Genomic DNA, 18608 nt, shown 5'->3' on the forward strand with positions numbered 1-18608 from the left:
TGGTTGGTGTTCGTGGGGTGTGGGGCGCCCGGGTGGGTGGTTGCGGCCTTGCGGGGCGCGGGTGTGGTTGGTGTTCGTCGTGTGTGGGGCGCCCCGGCTGCCGCGCCGCTTCCGGTCCTCGGCGCCCTTGGGGCGCCTGTGGTCCGGGTCGGCTTGCCCTTGTGTTGGGGGTTGCGGGTGGTGGGTGGTTGTGGTGGTCGGCGCCGAGGTCGGGGGCCGCAGTCAGGCGGGGGACTGCCCCCGCAAGCGATCGATCACGTACTGGACCGACCTCTTCGACCACCGCCCCCGGCCCGATGGGGTTGGTACCTGCTCGCGGTCGAGGATCGCGGCGATGGCGGCGTAGGACAGGCCCTGCGTGCGCAGCTCGTCGGCCCTGACGGCCCCGGCCGGCACCGGTACCCGTGGCCGGCCGACATGTACCCCCAGCGCGCGGGCGGCGGCCATCCCGGCGGCGACCTCGGGGCGACGGCGAGTGTCGTTGTCGTTCATGCCCCCATCGTACAGAAAAGGGTCCAAGAAAGGGTGCGCCAGGGGTAGCCTTTTCTGTACCCTTTTCTGTACGATAGAGGGGTAAGGAAGGGCCCGGCCGGTGAAGCCACACCAGCCGAGCCCGAAGCGGACTGCCCCTGATGAAAGGTGTCCAATGCCCCAGCTTATCCCCGGTCTGCCTCGGATCCTCGACCACATGGACCGCTGCGTCTGCTGCGGTGCCCACCGCTCGGCCTCGTGCCACGACCGGTGCTCGTTCCAGTTGGGCTACGCCAGCTCGCCGGGAGTCGTGCTGATCCTGGCGGCGCTGGAGCTGCGCCACTCCTGGCGCGAGTTCAACGCCGCCGGCGTGGAGGACGCCATCGCGGCGGCCGAGCGCCGGCTGTTCGGCACCAACGAGCCCGGCGGCCTCGGCGAGGCGGCACTGGCCGCGCTCGGCGACTACTACACCGGCCAGTACGGCAGCGTCGTCTCGGGCCAGGAGTGGATCCGGTACTACTCCGAGTACCAGCGGCTGCACGACCTCGGCCTCCACCTGTACGCCACCGCCGCCCGCGTGGACGGCTACGACTTCCGCCCCGACAACTTCGGGGTCCTGACCGCGCTGCCCGTCGCCGCCTGACCGAATCCCCGGCTCCCCGTGCCGGCCACCGGCACGGGGAGCCATCCCCCGAACGGAGCAGCCAAGATGATCTGGAACAGCCACAGCAACGACGACGGCGACTGGTGCGCGTACTCGGGCAAGGCGGTGACGCCCGGCGACGGCGGCCGGTGCCCGCAGGGCTGCGCGGCCGGCCGGCTCGAGGATGTCCCGACGGAGGCCCCGCGCACGCCGCAATACGGCGACCGGATCACCGTCCACCCCGGAGCCGGCGCCAAGTCCACCCACACCATGGAACCGCTGCGCGCCGGGGTCTCGCTGGACGTGCTGCACGTGTGGCACCGGTACGAGACGATCGAGATCGGTGGCCTGGTGCTGACCAAGCGGGGCGCCTGGGTCACCGACATGAGCTACCGCATGGTGGCCCTGCCGACCCCGGACACGTACACGATCTGGCCCCGGAGCGGCGACGAGGTCGACCTGCCCGACAGCGGTCCCCGGGTCACCATCGTCCAGACCGACAGCAACGCCGAGACCGGCAGCGTCACCGCCCTGGTGCGGTTCCCCGACGAGTCGACTGCCACCTTCCCACTGCACCGCCTGGTCCCACCTCCACCGTCCTGATCGCGGCGTGTTGTCGGGCCACCCCGGAGCTTCCGGGGTGGCCCGACGTCGTTTAGCTGCGGAAATTGAAATCCATGGCGATGTGTGCGCCGTAGACGACGACCCCGGCGAGGGTCAGGCCGACGCCCGCCGCGACCCAAGCCGCCCCGGCCGTGGCCAGCACCGGCCGGCTACGCAGCCACACGCCGACCGGCAGCAGCAGCGCCCCCAGTGCGGGCAGGGCCAGCACGATCGCATACAGGCCGATCGAGACGACCGGCTCGGGCCAGGTGCCGAAGATCGGTTCCTGAACCGGCGCGGTAGAGAAGATCTTGTAGTTGACGGCGCCGACCAGGTTGGACGCCAGCACCGCGCCCTGCACGAGGATGATGACCGCGACGGGGCGGCAGGCGGCGTAGACGACGTCGACCAGGCCGTCGACGCCCTCGGCCAGTTCGGGCCCGCGCCGCCAGACCCAGCGGGCGGCAGCCAGCAGCAGCACGCCCAGGATCAGGATGGGCTCGCCGAACACGAAGTTCTTGTAGACCTCACCCTCCAGCGTCAGGGGCCAGGTGAGGGTCATGTGCAGGCCGAGCGCGGTGCTGATCGCGCCCAGGCTGCCCAGCGACAGGGCCCAGCCCTCCCAGCCGGGCAGTGGTCCGGGCCGCCACACGAGTCGGTAGCCGAGCCCGACCAGCAGGAGCAGGCCGACGCCCGCGCAGGTGCCCATGGCGCCGGTGTAAGTGATCATCGGATGTGCCTTCCTCTTCGTTGAGGGTGGACATCGGCGCAGGCGAGACCGGTCCGCTGTGGGCGGACGCGGTGGTCATGTAGCCGAGACGCCGAACCGGCGCGCAGCGCCGGCGGAATCGAGCCTTGCGGGGGTCGAGTCCGGTGCGGACCTCTTGACGAGGGCGGCCACCCGCACCGGACCCAACTCCCGCCCCCCGTGGCTCTGAGTGGGTCAGCGATCACCCTGACGCGTGGATCAGCCGGTCGCCAGGCTTCCTACCTGCACGAATGACCAAAACGTGAAGCGATGTTGCGTACGATCCACCCCATCGGAGGTGTGATCATGGACCCCGAGTTGACTCGCCGGCTGCTGCGGGGATGGCGGCGCCGGGTGACCCGGGCCGAGGTTGGCCTGCCCGACCGCCTGTATCGGCAGCGCGGCAAGGGCTTGACCCAGGAGGACGTTGCGATCGCCGCTCGCTACTCCCTACGCGCCTACCAGGACCTGGAGCTGGGTCGGCGAACGCCGAGCCCCGGCCTGCTCGACGCGGTGTCCCAGGTGCTGCGGCTGGACGAGCGGGAGCAGCGCGCGCTATGGCTGGCCGCGACCGGAACCGCCCGCCCGGCCGCGGGTTACGTCGTCGACACCGATCCCGGTCTGGCACGTCTGTGTGACCTGCTGCCCGGACCGGCCTATGTCACCGACGCCGCCTGGAACGTGCTGGCCGCCAACCAGGCCGTGGCCCTCTGGTTCGTCGACTTCTCGACTCTGCCGCCCCTGGATCGCAACATCGCGAAGTGGATCTTCAATGGGCGTCATGCCCGGCACGCGTTCACCGACTGGGAATGGCACGCCTCAGCCGCCGTCAGTCGCCTACGTGACCTGTACGCGGCGCTGCCGCCGGACCACGACCTGGTCGGGCTGATCCGCGAGCTGCACAAGAACCCCGAGTTCGCCGCCCAGTGGTCGTCCAGCCGGGTCGTCGACGAGCCGCCCACCGCTCGACGGATGGTCCGCCCACCCGGCTCCGGTCTCGACCACCCCGGCGTACCGCTGGACATGGTGGTCCTGGTCTCGGCGTCTCCTGCGGACGGCCGCCGCGCTGTCGCGTTCCTGCCGCCGCCGGGCTACACGCCACCGACGCTCGATGTCGCCGCCGCCGATGTCTGCCCCGCCTGTGTCGCCTAGACCCGGCGGGTGCCCGAGTCCGGCCGGGGGATGGGTCGCCGCCGTCCGGCGGGCCGCTGGCTGGACCCAGGCGGAGACCGCGCTGCGGGCCGGGATCACCGTGCGCGCCCTGCAGGCGGTAGAGGCCGGCCGGGTCGCCTGGCCGGTGACGATGGCCGCGATCGGCACGGCGCTGGATCTCGACACCGCCGGCCGGCGGCACCTGGCCAGGCTGACCGACCCGCCTCGTCAGGCTCCCGTCCCCGCCGACCCGGACCACCTGGCCCGCATGGTGGCCGCGATCGCCGTGCCGGCATGGGTCGTCGATCCCGCCTGGAACGTGCTGGCGACCTCGGCGGCGAGTCGCCGGGGCCCTCGGCCGGGGACGAACCTGGTGGTCTGGGCGACCTCGGCCCGCAGGGCCTGGGACGACTGGCCGCACGTCGCCAGCCAGCTCATGGCCCGAAGCCGGGCGGTATCGAGCTGGTACGCCGAGCCCGTCCCGGGCTTGTCCACCGTGGTCGCCGACCTGGCGCGGGCAAGCCGTGACGCGGCCGAAGCCTGGTCGGCCGGCAGGGTCGCCGACACCCCTCACCAGGAGGTTGTCGGCTACCGCCGCCGTCAACTGACCCTGCTGTGGGCACAGTTCGGCGACGACCCGGCGACGCGACTGGTGATGGTCACCGACTAGGCCCGCGCGCTGCCTACGCCTGGCGTGGCTTCGCCGCGTCGGCGGCCCGGGTGGCCAGCGCGGTGGCCAGGTCGACCATGCCGTCGACCACGCTCCAGCGTGGATCGCTGTCGACCTCGACACCGCGGCGCAGCCCGGCGAGGTAGTCGACCAGGACCCTGCGGGCCTGGAGCTGCTCGGCCCGCTGGTCAGGGGTCAGCGCGGCCAGGCCCGCGTCGTCGAGGTCGCCGAACGCACCGGCGAGCGCGCCGCCCAGGGCACGGAAGTCGCTCCGCACATAGGTGCCCTTGCCCTGGTGGCCTTCGACCAACCCCATGCCACGCAGCGCGAGCATCGCCGATCGGACGACGGTGCTCGACGCGTTGTATTGCCTCTGCAACTCGGCGCCGGACGGCAGTTGGTCCCCCGGCCTCAGTTTGCCGGCGGCGATGTCACCGTGGATCGCGTCCACGATGCGCTGATATGTCGGCGTGATGCCCATTTTTGTGGTGCTCCCAGCTTGGCGGCTGGGCCGATTCGATCACGCCCTGTCCGCCGACCTCAAGCACATGGCGTCACGACACGGCAGCGCCGGGTGTTGACTTGTGGCACATAGCGTCATAAGTTCGTTCCGGGTCAACGCAGTGCTCTGCGGGTTTCTCAGCTTGGCAGCAGGAGATCGACCCAATGTGATCCGGGTTTACCCGCCGGTGAGATGGCCCCGGATCGCTAGCGCCGCCCCGTGACTAGGTCCGGGGCGGCGCAACGGTTTCGGGAGGTCACATGCGTCTTGGCATGGTCGAGGTTGCCCGCCGGCAACTCGCCGCGCACGTTCGGGTCGACGGCTGGTGCCCGGAGTGCGGCCGGGCGGTGGCCGGCCGGGGCTGCTGGTGGTGGGCCGACGCGTTCGGGACGTTGGTGGCGTACGGCCAGAGTCCCACGACGTCCCCGTCGGAGGGGGCGGGGTACGAACGAGGGGGCGGCACCGACGGTGCCGCCCCCTCCGTTACCCCCGTATCCCCTGGTCACCAACGGTAGATCTCGAACCCCGGGTCGTTCTGCAGGTTGTCGAAATTGATCAGCAGTCCGGTGTGGGTGTAGAAGTTCAGCGCGGAGAAGATCGCGAATCCGAGCCCGGCGAGGGTCCAGGACCAGTACACGATCTGCCAGGCGACCGCCCGGCCCCGGACAGCGGCCGGGAAGGCCAGGCAGCCGAGCGCGGCGAGCCCATACAGGCCGAGCCCGAAGAACAGGTTCTCCAGCGCCGGCAGATGCCCGAACCGGCCGGTGATCGGTTCCTCGGCCGGGGCACCGCCGACCGCCTCGAAGCGGACGATCGCCGCGGCGCAGAAGACCAGGACGATGCCGAGCCAGAAGATGATCCAGGTGACCGGCACCATCGCGCCCCGCATCCGGTTGGTGTCGACGACGTCGTCCTCACCGGCCGCCGGCCGTCCGGCGCGAGCCAGCCACCAGGTCGCCGCCACCAACACGCTGGCCAGGATCAGCGACGGCTCCGAGAAGATCGTGTCGATCCAGGACTTCTCCGAATGCAGTGGGTGCACGACGGCGCTGATCAGCGCCAAGGGGTAGAGCACCAGGGCCAGCGCGCCGAACGCGGCGACCCAGCCCGAGCGTGACAACGCGTTGCGGGGCATGAGCAGCAGCGGCGCCTTGGCGCCGGTGGCCACGGCCCAGAACCGGGGGACCAGCAGCAGGGCGAGGCCGGCGGCCAGGCCGATGGTGGTGTTGTACATGATCAAGGTGTTCATGGTGCTCCTGTCTCGCCGGCCACCAAAGGGGAGGTCGGGATGCGATCAGCGGACCGCGATCGCCGGCGAGACCGACACGGGTGGCGGGAACAGGAGCCGCTGGCAGTCCGGCATGAGGCCGGGCGGCGTGTCCACCGGTGTCGTGATCACGTGACGGTGATCGTCTCACCCCGGACCGCGATCACGCAGCCCCGCCATGCCGTGTCTTTCCAGCGGTTCTGCGCGCCCGGATCTAGCCCGTGGGACCGCCGCCGCGGCTGGTGAGGCCCGGCGCGTAGGCGTTGCCGCCCCCGCCGGCCTTCGCCGCGTACATGGCGTCGTCGGCGGCGCGCATCAGCTCGTCGAGGATGCCGTGGTCGGTGCCGGCCGCCCAGCCCAGGCTGGCGCCGATCGTCACCGGGACGCCGGCCACGGCCAGTGGCGCGGTCAGCGTGGCCAGGACCTCGCGGGCCACCATGTCGAGCTGGTCGACGTCGACCAGGACGAGCGCGAACTCGTCGCCGCCGAGTCGGGCGACCACCACGGCGTCGGGCACGGCAGCCAGCAGCCGGCCGGCGCAGGCGGTGATGACCTGGTCGCCGACGTCGTGGCCGTGGGTGTCGTTGACCTGCTTGAACCCGTCGAGGTCGAGCAAACCGACCACGACCCGGCGTCGTCGGGCGTCGTCGGCGAGCAGCTCGGCGAGGACGTCGACGAGCCGCCGCCGGTTCGCCAGCCCGGTCAGCGCGTCTGTATAGGCGAGCCGGCCGAGCTGGTCGACGCGGCCGGCGGCGTCCAGTGCGCCGGCCAGCGCGCGACCGTAGGCGGCGAGCAGGTCCCGGTCCCGGCCGGTCAGGGTCGCCGTGGCCCTGCGGCGCAGGCGTAGCCAGGCCGGTGTGGCACCGCCGGGCAGGCCCAACTCGACGCCGTCCAGCGCTGGCCCGGTCGCCGGTCCTCGGTAGGAGATCTGCCCGTCGGCGGCACGGACCCGCCGGTCACCGGCCGGCGTCGGGTAGTCCACTTCGACCTCGGCGGCGCCGACCAGTTCAGCGGCGCGCATGGCGCCGACCGTGGCGACCCGGTCGATGTCGCCGCCGGCCAGCTCCGCGACGGCGTCGGACAGCCGCCGCCAGGCCAGCCGATCCTCCCGGGCCCGGATCCGCCAGGCGTACCCACTGTGTACGGCCAGCACTGTCGGTGGCAGCGCGGCCAGCAGCCGCCCGTCAAGGTCGATCAGGATGACCGCGCCGACGCCGAGCACCAGGTCGACCAGCCGCAGCCCGGTCCGCAGGTCGGCGTCGGCCGCCGTGACCTGCCACCAGCGGCGGCCGGTGGCCAGCGCCACGACCGGCGCGACCAGCGCCTCCTCCACCACGGCGTAGGCGGCGGCCGCGGCGACCAGGGCGAGCAGCAGCCGGGGCCACGCCCCCGGGTCCACGTCCATCGTGTCCAGTCCGGGGCGCCAGCCCAACCACCACGCCGCCCCGGCGCCGGCCGCCGAGGCAAGGGTGTCCTTGGCGGTGTTGAACAGGACTTTGCGCAGGTCGCGCTGCCGTAGCGCCTTCGCCGCGCCGATTCCGGCAGCGGTGGTGAGGACCACCCACGGCGCGGGCAGCACCGCCACCGCCAGGACCACGGCGGCCGATGTCGCGGACACCTGCTGCTGCCTGCGGGCTACGGTCACCGTGCACCCGGCCGCGACCGCGACCATCGCCGCGACGAACGCGACGTGCAGCAGCGCCGAGGTCGGGGACCAGGGGGCCCGCACCAGCGCCCAGGCGACCACCACCGCGGCGGCCGACACCACGAGGCCGACCAGCGGCATCAGCCACCGATCGGCCCTGTGGTCAGTCACCGTCACCCCCACGCCGTCAGCCACCTCTCGGGTGGCTGCGTTGCGTCAGGATACCGTGACCATGAGCAGTATTCGGATATTCGTTGGCGGGGATATGTCCTGCTCAGCCCCAGTCGTGCTCACCGCGTACGTTGCGCATGATGTGTCCTCCCCTCAGATGTGCAGAGGGGAAGGTACCCATCGCGCGGCCGATATCGCCCGTTTGGATGTCGTTTGAGGCATGGAGCGCCGGAAGTGCGATTTCGATGGTGACGGTTCGCGTTCATACCGCCGGTATGAACCGGAGGTAGAGTGAGGGCATGACCAAGAAGGTGACCGTGAGCGTCCCCGACGACGTCGCGGACTGGCTTGAACAGCAGGGCAAGGGCAATGTGTCCGGGGCGGTGACCGATGCCGTCCGGGCGCAGATGGCCGGCGGCCAGCTCCAGGCGTCGCTGCGGCAGGCCGGGATGAACGTCACCGAGGCCGGCAAGGACCGGTGGCGGCCCCTGCTGGCCGCCCAGATGCCGGCTGAGGTGCTGGCCGAGGGCCGCCGACAGCTCGACGACGTCGCGTGAGCGGGTCCGATGTCGCGGTCGTGCTCGACCCCTCGGCCGTGGCTGCCTACGCCCGCAACCAGGTCGCGGTGGGGGAGCTGTTGACCCTTGTGGCTGACGAGGGGCGGGTCGTCGGGGTGCCGGCGACCTGCCTGGCCGCCGCGTACACCCGCGCGGCCGGAGACCTGGAGATCGCGCTACTGGCCCTGCTGGAGGCCACACCGGTCGTGCGGCTGCTCCCGCTGGACAAGGCCTCGACCAGGGCCGCCGGGCTCACCGCCGGACGTGTCGCCGACGGCGACATCGCCCTCGGGCACGCGGTGACCGCGGCCTACGAGCACGGCGCGCACTATGCGACCACCGATCCGGCCACCGCCGCGAAGGTGCTGGTCGCCGGCTGGTCCGTGCTCGACCTGAGCGAGTAGACCCGACACGACGAAGCGGCCCTGCCCCAAATTTGGGGCAGGGCCGCTCTGTCTATCCAGGGGTTATCGGGTGGTCAGGCCGACCTGAAGAGCCTGTAGCAGGGTCAGGGTCTTCAGGTCGGCCTGGTCGTCGCGGCGGTAGCGGTCGAGGTGGTCGTCGAGTTCGCTCAGGGGCAGCCGGATGGTGTCGATGTAGGCGTCGACCGGCCGGGCCGGTGTCGTAGTGAGCCCTTCGGCGAGGTAGAGCCACATTCGCTCGGTCGTGTAGCCGGGGGAGACCGTGACGGCCTCGGCCACGGTCGTCCAGTTCGCCGCGAGCAGGCCCATCTCCTCCTGGAGTTCGCGTGCGGCGGTCTCGGCAGGGTCGTCGTCGGGGTGGTCGATCTTCCCGGCGGGTGCCTCCACAGTCACAGCGCCGAGCAGCCCGATCCGGGGCTGGCGGGCCAGCACGTAGATGCCCTGGGCGACGTCGTAGGGCAGGACGGCGACTGCTCCGGGGCGGCGTACCAGTCCGCACACCCACGGCTCGGCGTAGGTCGGCAGGGTTGCGGTGACGAGGTCAAGGCTGGTGTCGCCGACCGTAGCCAGCCGTTCGGGCCGGCCGACGATTCGCATGGGGTTCATGCTGGCCCTTCCTGCGCGAGATGGATGGTGTCGAGGTGCGCGATCCGGCGGTGGCCGGTACGCGCCCACAGTTCGCCGTAGCGGTCGTCGGGGCCGGCGTGGTCGGCGAGGATCTGCCGGGCCCTGTCGATCGCCGAGCTGGTGCTGTCGGCGTTGAATCCGATCGGCGGCGTCGGCGGCTGGTCGGGGTCGATGGTGATGGTCAGGTGGTACTCGTAGGCGTCATCGATGACGGCCAGCAGGCTGTGGTGCACCTCGGCCTGGTCGTCGTCGATGTCGTGGTCGGGCCAGACGATCTCGTCGCCGTCGGCGGTGCGGATCCGCACCACGCCGCCGTCCAGGTCGTAGGTGATGCCCTTGTACTCGCGGGTGTTGGTGTCGTCCAGGACGATGACCAGCCTGTCTGCGTGCGGCATGCCGGTCACCACCCCGACAGCGCGATCACGGTGGTGACGGCCGTGCCGGCGAACCCGACCAGGAGCAGCGTGCACCCGCCGCGGATGGCCACGTACTTGGCTCGCAGGGCACGGGACAGCCACCACAGTTGACGGGCCCGGCCGATCGGGGTTGCCGGCCCGTCGTCCTCGCGGTCGGCGAACACGTCGAGCAGCCGTCCGGGGTCGACCGCCGTGGCGTAGGCGACGAACCCGTGCTTGCCATCGAGGCGAGGCCGGCCGGCCAGGAGCAGCAGGGTGATGGAGGCGAGTACCGCGGCGGCGGTCAGTCCGCCCGAGATCAGCGTGGCCGGTGTCAGGTTGCCGCCGGCGCCGGCGCCGCCGAGTACGGCCAGGCCCGCGCCGAGCAGGAGTCCGGCCACGCTGAGGTAGCCGGCGGCCTTGGGGTCGACCCGGGTCATCTCGGCGCGGGCGGTGGCGATCTCGCCGTCGAGGGTGTCGACGAGCGTCGCGTGGCCGCAGCCGGCGGCGTGCCTGCCGGCCTGCACCAGCGCGGTCTCGCTCGACTTGTCGTCGCCCGTGGCGCCGCAGGTGCACTCCCAACTGGTCCAGGTGAGCGTGATGAGCACGTTGACGGTGCCGCCCTTGAAGGCGATCTGCTCATGCCGGGGGGTGCTGACGGGCCGGCTGGGGCGGACAGTGCGGGTGTTCATGTACGGCGTCGATATCGACGTCGGCTCGCCGGGGTCAGGCACGGCGGGCTCCCACCATGCTCGTGTCGGCCGGGGCCCGCCAGCCACGCTTTGGCAGGCTGCCCCGCTCGGCCCACGGGCCCAGCGGGCGCAGCAGCCAGCCGGCGGTGACCAGCGGCGGGTAGCCGAGCACCAGCGCCCGCACCGGCAGCGGCAGCCCGTCGAGCCGGGTGGCGATGAGGTCGATGAGCCGGGCGTCGAGGTAGTTGGAGATCGGCAGTACCTGCCGGTGCCAGACGTCGTCGTCGAGGACCTGGTGGTACATGCCCATCAGCCGGGCCAGGTGGTCCGGGCCGTACAGGTCGGCCAGCGTGAGGGTGCTGCCGAGGTACAGCACTCCGTCGTTGTAGGTGGTCGCCACCCGCTGGTCCGACCACGCGAGTCGATTGAGGACGCGGCGGTATCCGTCGAGGTTCGTCTCCGCGTAGCCGGCCGGCTTGCGGCCGGTCGCCACCGCGTTGACGACGTAGGCGTCGGGGTTCATGTAGGCCCGCCAGCCGACCTGGGCGTTGCCCTGGGCCATGACCGGCTGCCAGTACGAGACCAGCGGGTGAGTCCACTCCGTCATCGCCTCCGGGCCGCGCCAGCTCTGGCAGTGCCAGCCGTTGAGGACGGCCATGCCGTCGATCTGGCCCGGGACCGGGTCGGCCGCCGGCCGGGTGTAGATGCCCTGCATCGGCCGGCCCTGCTGCCGCCACGGGCCGGGCATCCCGGTCAGGGTGGCCGGCGGCATCGGCGGCGCGCTGTCGGCCAGCAGGGTCCAGGACCGGTTTCCCGGCGTCCAGCCGGGCCAGACCCGGCCCGTTTCCGTGGAATCAGACATGATGGGTGGTGCTCCTTCCGGGGAGTGGCGGGCGGCCCGTGCTGTAGGAGGTGGGGCCGCCCGCGCCGATTGGTCAGGTGGGTCAGTGGCGCCAGGTGCCGGCCGGGTAGTAGGGGACGGTGCCCCTGATCTCGGCCGGGGCGGTGCGGCCGCGCTGGATGTCGTTGATGTGCTTGAGGTTCCAGTCGTCGACGAACCGCTGGGCCTCGGTCTCGTTGCCGAAGACGGCGAGGACCTCGTAGTCGGCGTACTCGCCGCGGCCGACCTCGGTCGCGGTGACGGGCTCGGACATCGGGGTGTTGTCCCTTCTCATGCGGGTGGTGGGTGTGACTGCAACTCGGCTGGTGGCCTCGCCGAGCACCCCTCTACCTATAATGATACCCCATATGGTTTGAGTGTGGCTACGACGCAACGGGGAGCCGGTCGAGTACCTCTGCGAGTTCGGCGTCGGCTACGAGCACGTCGCGGGCCTTGGAGCCCTCGGCCGCCCCGACGATCTGGCAGGTTTCGAGCAGGTCCATGAGGCGGCCGGCCTTGGCGAAGCCGATGCGGAGCTTGCGTTGCAGCATCGAGGTGGAGCCGAACTGGGTGGTGATGACGAGTTCGGCGGCGGTGCGAAGCAGGTCGAGGTCGTCGTCGGTGAGGTCGTCGAGCTGCGGGCCGCTGGTGGTGCCGGGGGTGGCGGTGACGTCGGGCAGGTAGCGCGGGCTTTCCTGGCGCCGCCAGTGCTTGACGACGGCGGCGACTTCGGCGTCGCTGACCCAGGCGCCTTGCAGACGGGTGGGGTGGGAAGCGCCGATGGGCACGAACAGGGCGTCGCCGGCGCCGAGCAGCTTCTCGGCGCCGGCCTGGTCGAGGACGACCCGGGAGTCGGTCAGGGAGCTGGTGGCGAACGCGAGCCGGGAGGGGACGTTGGCCTTGATGAGGCCGGTGACCACGTCCACGCTGGGCCGTTGGGTGGCCAGGACGAGGTGGATGCCGGCGGCGCGGGCGAGCTGGGTGATGCGTACGACGGAGTCCTCGACGTCGCGCGGGGCGACCATCATCAGGTCGGCCAGCTCGTCGACGACCACCAGCAGGTAGGGGTAGGGGCGGATCTCTCGCTCGCTGCCGGCTGGCGCCTTGATCTGCCCGGCGCGGACCTTGGCGTTGTAGTCGTCGATGTGGCGGACGCCGGCGGCGGCGAGGTCGTCGTAGCGCATGTCCATCTCGCGTACGACCCAGTCCAGGGCGTCGGCGGCCTTCCTCGCGTTGGTGATGATCGGGGTGACCAGGTGCGGGATTCCTTCGTAGGCGGTCAGCTCGACGCGCTTGGGGTCGATGAGCAGCAGCCGTACCTCGTCGGGGGTGGCTCGGGCCAGCAGCGAGACCAGGATGGTGTTGAGGCAGGCGGACTTGCCGGCGCCGGTGGCGCCGGCGATGAGGAGGTGCGGCATCTTGGCGAGGTTCGCCACCACGGCGGCGCCGTCGATGTCCTTGCCGAGGCCGACGAGCAGGCGGTGCGGGTCGCCGGCGGCGCGGGAGCGGATGACGTCGCCGAGGGTGACGACCTCCCGGTCGGGGTTGGGGATCTCGATACCGACGGCGCTCTTGCCGGGGATCGGACTGAGGATGCGGACCTCGGGCGTCGCGGTGGCGTAGGCGAAGTTTCCGGCCAGGCTGGTGACGCGTTGGACCTTGACCGCCGGACCGAGGGTGAGTTCGTAGCGGGTCACGGTCGGGCCGCGGCTGAATCCGCTGATCCGGGCGTTGACCTTGAACTCGTCGAGGACCTGCTGCAGGGCCGTCATGGCCGCGTCGTTGGCGCGGGTGTGGCGTCGGGGCTGGTCACCGGCGGCGAGCAGGGACAGCGAGGGGAGCTGGTAGCGGCCACCGCCGGCGGCAACGGTGCCGGCGCCGGGTGGCGGGACGGGTGGAGCGCTGGTGGCGGCCGGCCGCACCGACTCTTGTCCGGCGGAGGCGGGGGAGATGTCGGTGGGCTGCACAGCGACGGGGTGCTCGTCGACGGGCTGGCTGATGTCCTCCCGCTGGTCGACCTCGTCGTCGTCGAAGGCTGTCCGGGGGGCGGTGAGCCGGTCTCGGAGCGTGGCCAGGGAGGTGCCGGCGGCGGTGAGCACGCCGAGCACGATGGCGGCGAACAGCAGCAGGCTCGTAGCCACGGTGCTGATCCCGGCGGCGAGTAGACCGCCGGTGAGCCGGCCGAGGATTCCGCCGGCGTCGGTCAGGCCGGCGTCGGGGTGCAGTGCGGTGATGCCCAGGTCGGCCAGGCCGGCGGTGCCGAGCACGACCAGGACGGCGCCGGCCACGGGACGCCGCCACCGGGCGGTGACCTGGTGGCGCAGGGCCTGGACGCCAGCGACGGCGAGCAGGATCGGCAGGGCCAGGCCGAGCAGGCCGAGCAGGATCGCGGCCAGGTCGGCCAGCGGCCGAAGGACCAGCCCGACCCCGCCGGGTCGCCACCAGACGGCCACAGCCAGCAGGACGGCCGCGACCAGCAGCGCCAGGCCGGTTCGATCGTGGTCGTCCCGACTGGTCCGTGACGCGGTCGGTGCCACCTTGCGGACCAGCCAGCCAGCGCCGTGGGCGGTGGTGGCCCAGCCGGAAGCGATGCCGCGACCGACCTGGGTGGCAGGGTGCGGGCTGCTGGGACGGCGGGACGTGCTGCGGGTAGTCGGCTTGCGGCGGCTCTTCGGGCTGCGCCGGGCGGCCGTGCCGCTGCGGCTGGTTCGGGTGGGCATGACGGTCCCTTCGTCGCGGGGGTTGAGAGGGTGGATCAGGCGGCGTGCTGGGCGCTGGCCGCCGGAAGCGGGTTGCCGGTCGGGTAGTAGCGGCCCTGCACCTCGCCCTTGCTGGCCACGCCGAGTTCCACCAGGTCGGCCAGGAGGATGCCGGCCCATTTCGCCGAGCAGCCGAGTTCGTCGGCGACCATCTGCGGCCGGGTGTAGCCGTCGCGTAGCACGATGCCCGAGTGCAGGGCGTCGGCGAGCCGGACGTGGCCGGCGGTGATCCGGACCCCGGACACCACCGGCGCGGCCGTGGCGGCCGGCGGTGCGGAGGCGGCCTGGGGAGCGGTGGTGGCGGGCTTCGCGTTCGGCTTCATCACGGAGGGGTCCCAGACCGGGAACGGGACCACGTTGGCGGGCAGTACCGCACCACCGCCGTTGTCGACCGGCTGTGTCACGGCTGGCTGTGCGGCCGGCGCCGCCGCCGGGGCCGGGTTGGCGGGGATGGTGCGGCCGGCGCGACGGGCGCGGATGCTGTCGGCCTTGCGCATCCGGGCTTCCTCGGCGATCTCGTGACGGCGCAGGTAGTTGTCGCCGAAGGCGTTGGCGGTGCCGTCGTCGAGGGTTCGCCAGGTGATCCGGACCGGCCAGTAGGTGCGGGCGTCGTCCTTGACGTAGTAGCCGCGAAACGGGGCCGATCGGCCGTTCTCGTCGCTGTCGACGACGTAGGCGTAGCCGGGCATGTCTGGGAACTGGGTGGGGTCGATGTCGACCTTGAAGACGCCCTTGGCGTTGTTGGTCTTGCAGCGCAGCAGGATGCCGTTACCGGCGAGCAGGTTGTTGCGCAGCGCGTCGGCGAGGTTGCCGGCGCCGCCGAACGCGTCGAGGGTCGGCTGCTGGCTAGCCAGGATGAGCGCGATCCCGACCTTGCCGCCCTCGCGGGCGATGGTCGCCATCATCCGCTGCGTCGCGGCGGCCAGCAGCGGGTTCTCGGCCGGCGACAGCGGCTTGTGGCACTCGTCGACGATGACCATGATGCCGGGCCGGTCGTCGGTGGGGGTGAACCCTTCGAGTTCGTGGAGGTCGTTCTCGTCCTGCCGCAGCTCCAGGACCAGGATCAGGCCGACGAGCATGGCGTGGATCTGCTGGAATGTGGTGGCCGAGTAGTCGGCGTGCTTACGCAGCAGCGGCGACGAGGCGCCGCCCTGTCCGTCGCCGTAGAAGATCACGGTGGGGTGGGTGTCGGACCCGGCCAGCGCCAGTGCGATCGACTCGATCATCCGCGACTTTCCGGTGCCGGCGATGCCGCAGATGAACCCGCCGTACAGCCGGTTGCGGACGTACGCCTTCCAGGTGGCGACGCCCTCGCCGTCCAGGAACGGGCCGAGGGCCACCCGGCCGGTGTGCGGGTCGAACGCGGACGGGCCGGGCCAGTTCTGGTCGGTCTTGACCGGCGAGTTCGTGATGATGGTCAGCAGCAGGGTCGGCGCGGCCAGGACCGGGTGCCGTTCGATGATGATGTCCTGGCCCGCGACCAAGCCCAGCACGCCCCGCAGCAGCTCCAGGTGGTTCATGACCGTGTTGTAGGTCTGCTTGCCGGGCAGTAGCCGCAGCACGTAACGGACCACGCCGTCGCGGACCTGGGTGGGCGATTCCAGACGGGAGCCGGCCAGGTCACCGTTGCGCAGGTAGCGCCGCCAGCGGGCAACGTACCGGTCAACCGGCTTGCCATCAACGACCTCGACCTCGACCACCTCGGCGGCCGAACCGATGCGCCGCTTACGCCACCAGTGCAGCGACAGGGCGTAGCCCAGGGCGGCCAGGATGCCGACCGCGTCCAGTGACAGCCCGGTGACGACCGTGGTCGACAGCCAGCCGGCCGCGACCGCGATGAACGCGCAGGCCCGGTGCCGGCTCTTGCGGTCGGCCAGCCGAACGCCGGCGACGACCGCCGCGACCACACCGACGACCAGCGCGGTCCCGGCCACCGACAACGCGATCGCGGCGTCGGCGTCGGTCAGGTGCATCGCGGCCCGGGTCGCGGCCGCCGCGAGCACGATGGCGCCGAGCGCCGCATGCGGGGCGATCTGCGGTACCAGCGGCGCCTGCACCTCGGACGCCTCGGGCTGCGCGGGCGGCGGCGCCGCGGTCGGGCTGGTGGTCGGGGAGTCGGCCTGGTCGTCAACGGCGACCGGGATGTCGTCGATCGTGCTGGTCACCGGTGCGATCCCTTCATGAGGCTGGCTGGAGCGGGGATTGGTGGAAACGGGTCGAGGTGGTGCCCGGCCGGGGCCGTAGCCCCGGCCGGGCATCGGGTCACTCGTTGACGACGTGCGCCTTGTCACCGGTGTCCGAGGCCATTCCGTACGCCTCCTTGACCACCAGGCCCTCGCGCAACTTGGCCGTGAGCGCGCCCCACAGCACGCCGGCGTTGGTGCTGGCCTCCTGGGCGGCGGCGAGGGCGGTCATGACACCGGGCCCGTAGTTGGCCTCAGTCAGACTGGAGGCGAAGCCCTCCGCGGAGCCGTGGGCGATGTGGGCCGTGCTCACCCCCTCGGAGTAGGCGATCGCGGACACCAGGCCGGTGACCTCGGCAACGGGCTGCTCGTCGATGTCCATGTTGTTCTCCTTCGTGGTGTTGGTGTTCGAGCTGGTGGTGCTGTTCTGCGGGAACATCTGGATGACGGGCGCGACCGGCCCGCCGGGGCTGCTGTGCTCCTTTCGGTCCGGGGCGCCGGCCGGCGCCGGGGTCGCCGAGGCGCCAGCGGCCTCGGCCTGTCGCCGCCGCTGCTCGGCCTCGGCTTCATCGCGGAGCCGGCTGGCCTCACAGGTGGTGCAGAGCGGATGGGGCGTGAGCTGATGCATGTAGCGGGCGGTGCGCTGACGGCCGCAGGTGCGGCACTGGTAGGCCGCCGGCACACCGTCTGTGTGGCAGGCGCAGCCCGGGTTCTGGCACCGCAGGCCCTGTAGGTGGTCCCACTCGGCGGCGTCGATGCCGTGCAGGCTGGCCAGGGCCTCTCTGACCTCGCCCTTCCAGGCGCGAGGGTCCGTGGTAGCAGGCGGCGTGGGGCCTGCGGCCGTGGCCGGGGCCGGTCCTGCGGCCGGGTCGGGCACAGTGGCAGGGGCGTTCGAGGCAGCAGGCGGCGTAGGGCCTGCGGCCGTGGCCGGGGCCGGCCCCGCGGCCGGATCGGGCACAGTGGCCGGTTGCGGATCTGCGGCGGCGGCGGGCTTCGGCGCCTCGGCCGGCTTCTCGGCCTCGGCGTGCCCGGCCGCCTCCTTCTTCGCCTCTTCGCGGGCGGCCTTACGCTCCTCTGCCCGCTCGATGGCTTTCTCCCGCCGGCGGGCGGTCGCGGCCTTGTAGGCGTCGTCCTTCAGGTCGGCCATGAAGCCGCCGAACCCGTAGCGGGGCTGGGCGATCCCGGCCTTGATCTCGGCCAGCCGGATCTGCTTGCGGGGCGGGATCTGTCCCTTGGCGGCGTAGATGACGTCCTTGGTGATGTACCACGCCATCCACGCGATGATCAGTAGCTCGGCCATCGACGTCTCACCGGCCCATCTGCGTCGAGACGTGCTCGCCTAGGTCGGCGCCCTGCTGGCCCATCAGCTCCAGCAGCGACATGACCTGTCCGGCGCCGATGAAAAGCGCCAGCGGCACGAGCAGAGTGGCCCACAGCGCGACCTTGTCCGGCTTGCCGTCGGCGACCCAGTCGATGAGGACCGCGCCCACGGTGAACAGCACCAGCCCGCCGGCCAGGTAGCCGCCGGCCTGGCCGAAGTTGCTGCTCATCCAGCCACCGACGAACGTGCCCGCCAGCAGCAGTCCGGCGCAGAACATGATCAGAACCGCCGCCGTCTGCTTGGCCTTCGCCCGCTTGCCGGACGCCTTCTTGTGCAGCCGGTGTGCCAGGAAAGCCACGACCACCGCGCACAGCAGCAGGCTGAACCGACCGCCGAGCATGATCAGGGTGTCCATCAGAAGTCCTTCCAGGTCACAGGAAAAGCCAGACCGCGATGCGGCCGGCCGGAACGATGAGGTGCTCCACGACCCACTCACCGGCGGTCGTGGAGGCGAGAAGCTTGATCAGCAGCAGGACCGTGATGGCCCGCCCGGGACGCTGGGCGATCCACTCGCCGTAGCGGCACCAGACCGTGTACGGCAGCCCGACCAGCCGGTACCACCAGATCCCGGCCCCGCGCACGAACCCGTACCTGCGGGCCGTCCACTCCCCGGTCTTGGCGTACGCGGCCAGTTCGGCCACCGACGCCGGCGGCTGGGTGAGTACCGACGGCGGCGTCACGTACTCCAGCACCGCGTCGATCACTCCCGTAGCCCGGCTACGGAACGTAACTTCCGACTTCCGAGTTTCCGGCCTCTCAAAGCGGGTTTCACGCTGTGCAGGGGCACCTTCAAAGTCGGAACTTCCGACTTCCGAGTTACTCTCCGTAGAGATTTTGGTG

At 71.6% G+C, this 18608-nt stretch carries 21 protein-coding genes; 6 read left to right on the plus strand and 15 right to left on the minus strand.

What is annotated here, in order from left to right; translation table 11 throughout:
- Positions 1-222 precede the first annotated feature (222 nt).
- Complete coding sequence (locus AB0I42_RS27030; protein WP_357541372.1) at positions 223-492, minus strand: hypothetical protein; 270 nt, start codon at positions 490-492, stop codon at positions 223-225.
- Positions 493-646: 154 nt separating this feature from the next.
- Here AB0I42_RS27030 and AB0I42_RS27035 point away from each other — a divergent pair, with 154 nt between their 5' ends.
- Positions 647-1114: a hypothetical protein gene (locus AB0I42_RS27035; protein WP_357541374.1), complete on the plus strand. Its 468-nt coding sequence runs from the start codon at positions 647-649 to the stop codon at positions 1112-1114.
- A gap of 66 nt (positions 1115-1180) precedes the next feature.
- A complete protein-coding gene (locus AB0I42_RS27040) occupies positions 1181-1717 on the plus strand; it encodes a hypothetical protein (protein WP_357541376.1) in 537 nt (178 codons plus the stop codon).
- Between the two features lie 52 nt (positions 1718-1769).
- Here the strand turns inward: AB0I42_RS27040 and AB0I42_RS27045 are convergent, their stop codons facing one another.
- On the minus strand, positions 1770-2447 hold the full coding sequence (locus AB0I42_RS27045; RefSeq protein WP_357541378.1) for a DUF981 family protein: 678 nt from the start codon (positions 2445-2447) through the stop codon (positions 1770-1772).
- A 324-nt stretch (positions 2448-2771) separates the two neighbouring features.
- Between AB0I42_RS27045 and AB0I42_RS27050 the strand changes: the two genes are divergently transcribed.
- Positions 2772-3617, plus strand: a complete 846-nt coding sequence (locus tag AB0I42_RS27050) for a helix-turn-helix domain-containing protein (RefSeq protein WP_357541380.1) — start codon at positions 2772-2774, stop codon at positions 3615-3617.
- A gap of 100 nt (positions 3618-3717) precedes the next feature.
- The gene (locus tag AB0I42_RS27055) at positions 3718-4287 is read left to right on the plus strand and encodes a hypothetical protein (RefSeq protein WP_357541382.1); all 570 of its coding nucleotides are present in this window, start codon (positions 3718-3720) and stop codon (positions 4285-4287) included.
- A 13-nt stretch (positions 4288-4300) separates the two neighbouring features.
- On the opposite strand, the gene AB0I42_RS27060 is transcribed toward AB0I42_RS27055, so the two are convergent.
- From AB0I42_RS27060 to AB0I42_RS27070, 3 genes are all read right to left on the minus strand, one after another.
- Positions 4301-4768: a winged helix-turn-helix domain-containing protein gene (locus tag AB0I42_RS27060; RefSeq protein ID WP_357541384.1), complete on the minus strand. Its 468-nt coding sequence runs from the start codon at positions 4766-4768 to the stop codon at positions 4301-4303.
- A gap of 523 nt (positions 4769-5291) precedes the next feature.
- Positions 5292-6038 carry a DUF981 family protein gene (locus AB0I42_RS27065; RefSeq protein ID WP_357541386.1) on the minus strand — a complete coding sequence of 249 codons (747 nt, stop codon included), beginning with the start codon at positions 6036-6038 and terminating at the stop codon, positions 5292-5294.
- A gap of 232 nt (positions 6039-6270) precedes the next feature.
- The gene (locus tag AB0I42_RS27070) at positions 6271-7872 is read right to left on the minus strand and encodes a GGDEF domain-containing protein (RefSeq protein WP_357541388.1); all 1602 of its coding nucleotides are present in this window, start codon (positions 7870-7872) and stop codon (positions 6271-6273) included.
- Between the two features lie 299 nt (positions 7873-8171).
- Between AB0I42_RS27070 and AB0I42_RS27075 the strand changes: the two genes are divergently transcribed.
- Positions 8172-8429: a hypothetical protein gene (locus AB0I42_RS27075; RefSeq protein ID WP_357541390.1), complete on the plus strand. Its 258-nt coding sequence runs from the start codon at positions 8172-8174 to the stop codon at positions 8427-8429.
- Positions 8426-8833, plus strand: coding sequence for a hypothetical protein (locus AB0I42_RS27080; RefSeq protein ID WP_357541392.1), 408 nt, complete (start codon positions 8426-8428; stop codon positions 8831-8833). Before AB0I42_RS27075 ends, AB0I42_RS27080 begins: the two co-directional genes overlap by 4 nt.
- 63 nt (positions 8834-8896) lie before the next feature.
- Here the strand turns inward: AB0I42_RS27080 and AB0I42_RS27085 are convergent, their stop codons facing one another.
- From AB0I42_RS27085 to AB0I42_RS27130, 10 genes are all read right to left on the minus strand, one after another.
- Positions 8897-9457, minus strand: a complete 561-nt coding sequence (locus AB0I42_RS27085; RefSeq protein WP_357541394.1) for an NUDIX hydrolase — start codon at positions 9455-9457, stop codon at positions 8897-8899.
- Positions 9454-9873 carry a hypothetical protein gene (locus tag AB0I42_RS27090; protein ID WP_357541396.1) on the minus strand — a complete coding sequence of 140 codons (420 nt, stop codon included), beginning with the start codon at positions 9871-9873 and terminating at the stop codon, positions 9454-9456. The genes AB0I42_RS27085 and AB0I42_RS27090 overlap by 4 nt, the downstream gene beginning before the upstream one ends.
- Before the next feature lie 5 nt (positions 9874-9878).
- Positions 9879-10565, minus strand: coding sequence for a Pycsar system effector family protein (locus AB0I42_RS27095; RefSeq protein ID WP_357541398.1), 687 nt, complete (start codon positions 10563-10565; stop codon positions 9879-9881).
- A gap of 34 nt (positions 10566-10599) precedes the next feature.
- Positions 10600-11427 (minus strand): hypothetical protein, encoded by an 828-nt coding sequence (locus tag AB0I42_RS27100; RefSeq protein ID WP_357541400.1) that lies wholly within the window; start codon positions 11425-11427, stop codon positions 10600-10602.
- Between the two features lie 82 nt (positions 11428-11509).
- Positions 11510-11719, minus strand: coding sequence for a hypothetical protein (locus tag AB0I42_RS27105; RefSeq protein ID WP_357541402.1), 210 nt, complete (start codon positions 11717-11719; stop codon positions 11510-11512).
- 109 nt (positions 11720-11828) lie between these two features.
- Complete coding sequence (locus AB0I42_RS27110; protein ID WP_357541404.1) at positions 11829-14165, minus strand: DNA translocase FtsK 4TM domain-containing protein; 2337 nt, start codon at positions 14163-14165, stop codon at positions 11829-11831.
- A 35-nt stretch (positions 14166-14200) separates the two neighbouring features.
- Entirely contained in the window at positions 14201-16369 is a 2169-nt protein-coding gene (locus tag AB0I42_RS27115) for a hypothetical protein (RefSeq protein WP_357541406.1), read from the minus strand.
- A 97-nt stretch (positions 16370-16466) separates the two neighbouring features.
- A complete protein-coding gene (locus tag AB0I42_RS27120; protein ID WP_357541408.1) occupies positions 16467-17687 on the minus strand; it encodes a hypothetical protein in 1221 nt (406 codons plus the stop codon).
- Positions 17688-17694: 7 nt separating this feature from the next.
- Positions 17695-18123 (minus strand): hypothetical protein, encoded by a 429-nt coding sequence (locus AB0I42_RS27125; protein WP_357541410.1) that lies wholly within the window; start codon positions 18121-18123, stop codon positions 17695-17697.
- A 16-nt stretch (positions 18124-18139) separates the two neighbouring features.
- Positions 18140-18472, minus strand: coding sequence for a hypothetical protein (locus AB0I42_RS27130; RefSeq protein WP_357541412.1), 333 nt, complete (start codon positions 18470-18472; stop codon positions 18140-18142).
- Positions 18473-18608 lie beyond the last annotated feature (136 nt).

It is taken from the genome of Polymorphospora sp. NPDC050346 (assembly GCF_040655695.1).
Lineage (GTDB): Bacteria > Actinomycetota > Actinomycetes > Mycobacteriales > Micromonosporaceae > Polymorphospora > Polymorphospora lycopeni.

What these genes read in the sequence shown, in the direction of transcription:
- AB0I42_RS27030 (WP_357541372.1), bottom strand. Translation starts at nt 492, where the DNA reads ATGAACGACAACGACACTCGCCGTCGCCCCGAGGTCGCCGCCGGGATG.
- AB0I42_RS27035 (WP_357541374.1), top strand. Translation starts at nt 647, where the DNA reads ATGCCCCAGCTTATCCCCGGTCTGCCTCGGATCCTCGACCACATGGAC.
- AB0I42_RS27040 (WP_357541376.1), top strand. Translation starts at nt 1,181, where the DNA reads ATGATCTGGAACAGCCACAGCAACGACGACGGCGACTGGTGCGCGTAC.
- AB0I42_RS27045 (WP_357541378.1), bottom strand. Translation starts at nt 2,447, where the DNA reads ATGATCACTTACACCGGCGCCATGGGCACCTGCGCGGGCGTCGGCCTG.
- AB0I42_RS27050 (WP_357541380.1), top strand. Translation starts at nt 2,772, where the DNA reads ATGGACCCCGAGTTGACTCGCCGGCTGCTGCGGGGATGGCGGCGCCGG.
- AB0I42_RS27060 (WP_357541384.1), bottom strand. Translation starts at nt 4,768, where the DNA reads ATGGGCATCACGCCGACATATCAGCGCATCGTGGACGCGATCCACGGT.
- AB0I42_RS27065 (WP_357541386.1), bottom strand. Translation starts at nt 6,038, where the DNA reads ATGAACACCTTGATCATGTACAACACCACCATCGGCCTGGCCGCCGGC.
- AB0I42_RS27075 (WP_357541390.1), top strand. Translation starts at nt 8,172, where the DNA reads ATGACCAAGAAGGTGACCGTGAGCGTCCCCGACGACGTCGCGGACTGG.
- AB0I42_RS27085 (WP_357541394.1), bottom strand. Translation starts at nt 9,457, where the DNA reads ATGAACCCCATGCGAATCGTCGGCCGGCCCGAACGGCTGGCTACGGTC.
- AB0I42_RS27090 (WP_357541396.1), bottom strand. Translation starts at nt 9,873, where the DNA reads ATGCCGCACGCAGACAGGCTGGTCATCGTCCTGGACGACACCAACACC.
- AB0I42_RS27095 (WP_357541398.1), bottom strand. Translation starts at nt 10,565, where the DNA reads ATGAACACCCGCACTGTCCGCCCCAGCCGGCCCGTCAGCACCCCCCGG.
- AB0I42_RS27100 (WP_357541400.1), bottom strand. Translation starts at nt 11,427, where the DNA reads ATGTCTGATTCCACGGAAACGGGCCGGGTCTGGCCCGGCTGGACGCCG.
- AB0I42_RS27105 (WP_357541402.1), bottom strand. Translation starts at nt 11,719, where the DNA reads ATGTCCGAGCCCGTCACCGCGACCGAGGTCGGCCGCGGCGAGTACGCC.
- AB0I42_RS27110 (WP_357541404.1), bottom strand. Translation starts at nt 14,165, where the DNA reads ATGCCCACCCGAACCAGCCGCAGCGGCACGGCCGCCCGGCGCAGCCCG.
- AB0I42_RS27120 (WP_357541408.1), bottom strand. Translation starts at nt 17,687, where the DNA reads ATGGCCGAGCTACTGATCATCGCGTGGATGGCGTGGTACATCACCAAG.
- AB0I42_RS27125 (WP_357541410.1), bottom strand. Translation starts at nt 18,123, where the DNA reads ATGGACACCCTGATCATGCTCGGCGGTCGGTTCAGCCTGCTGCTGTGC.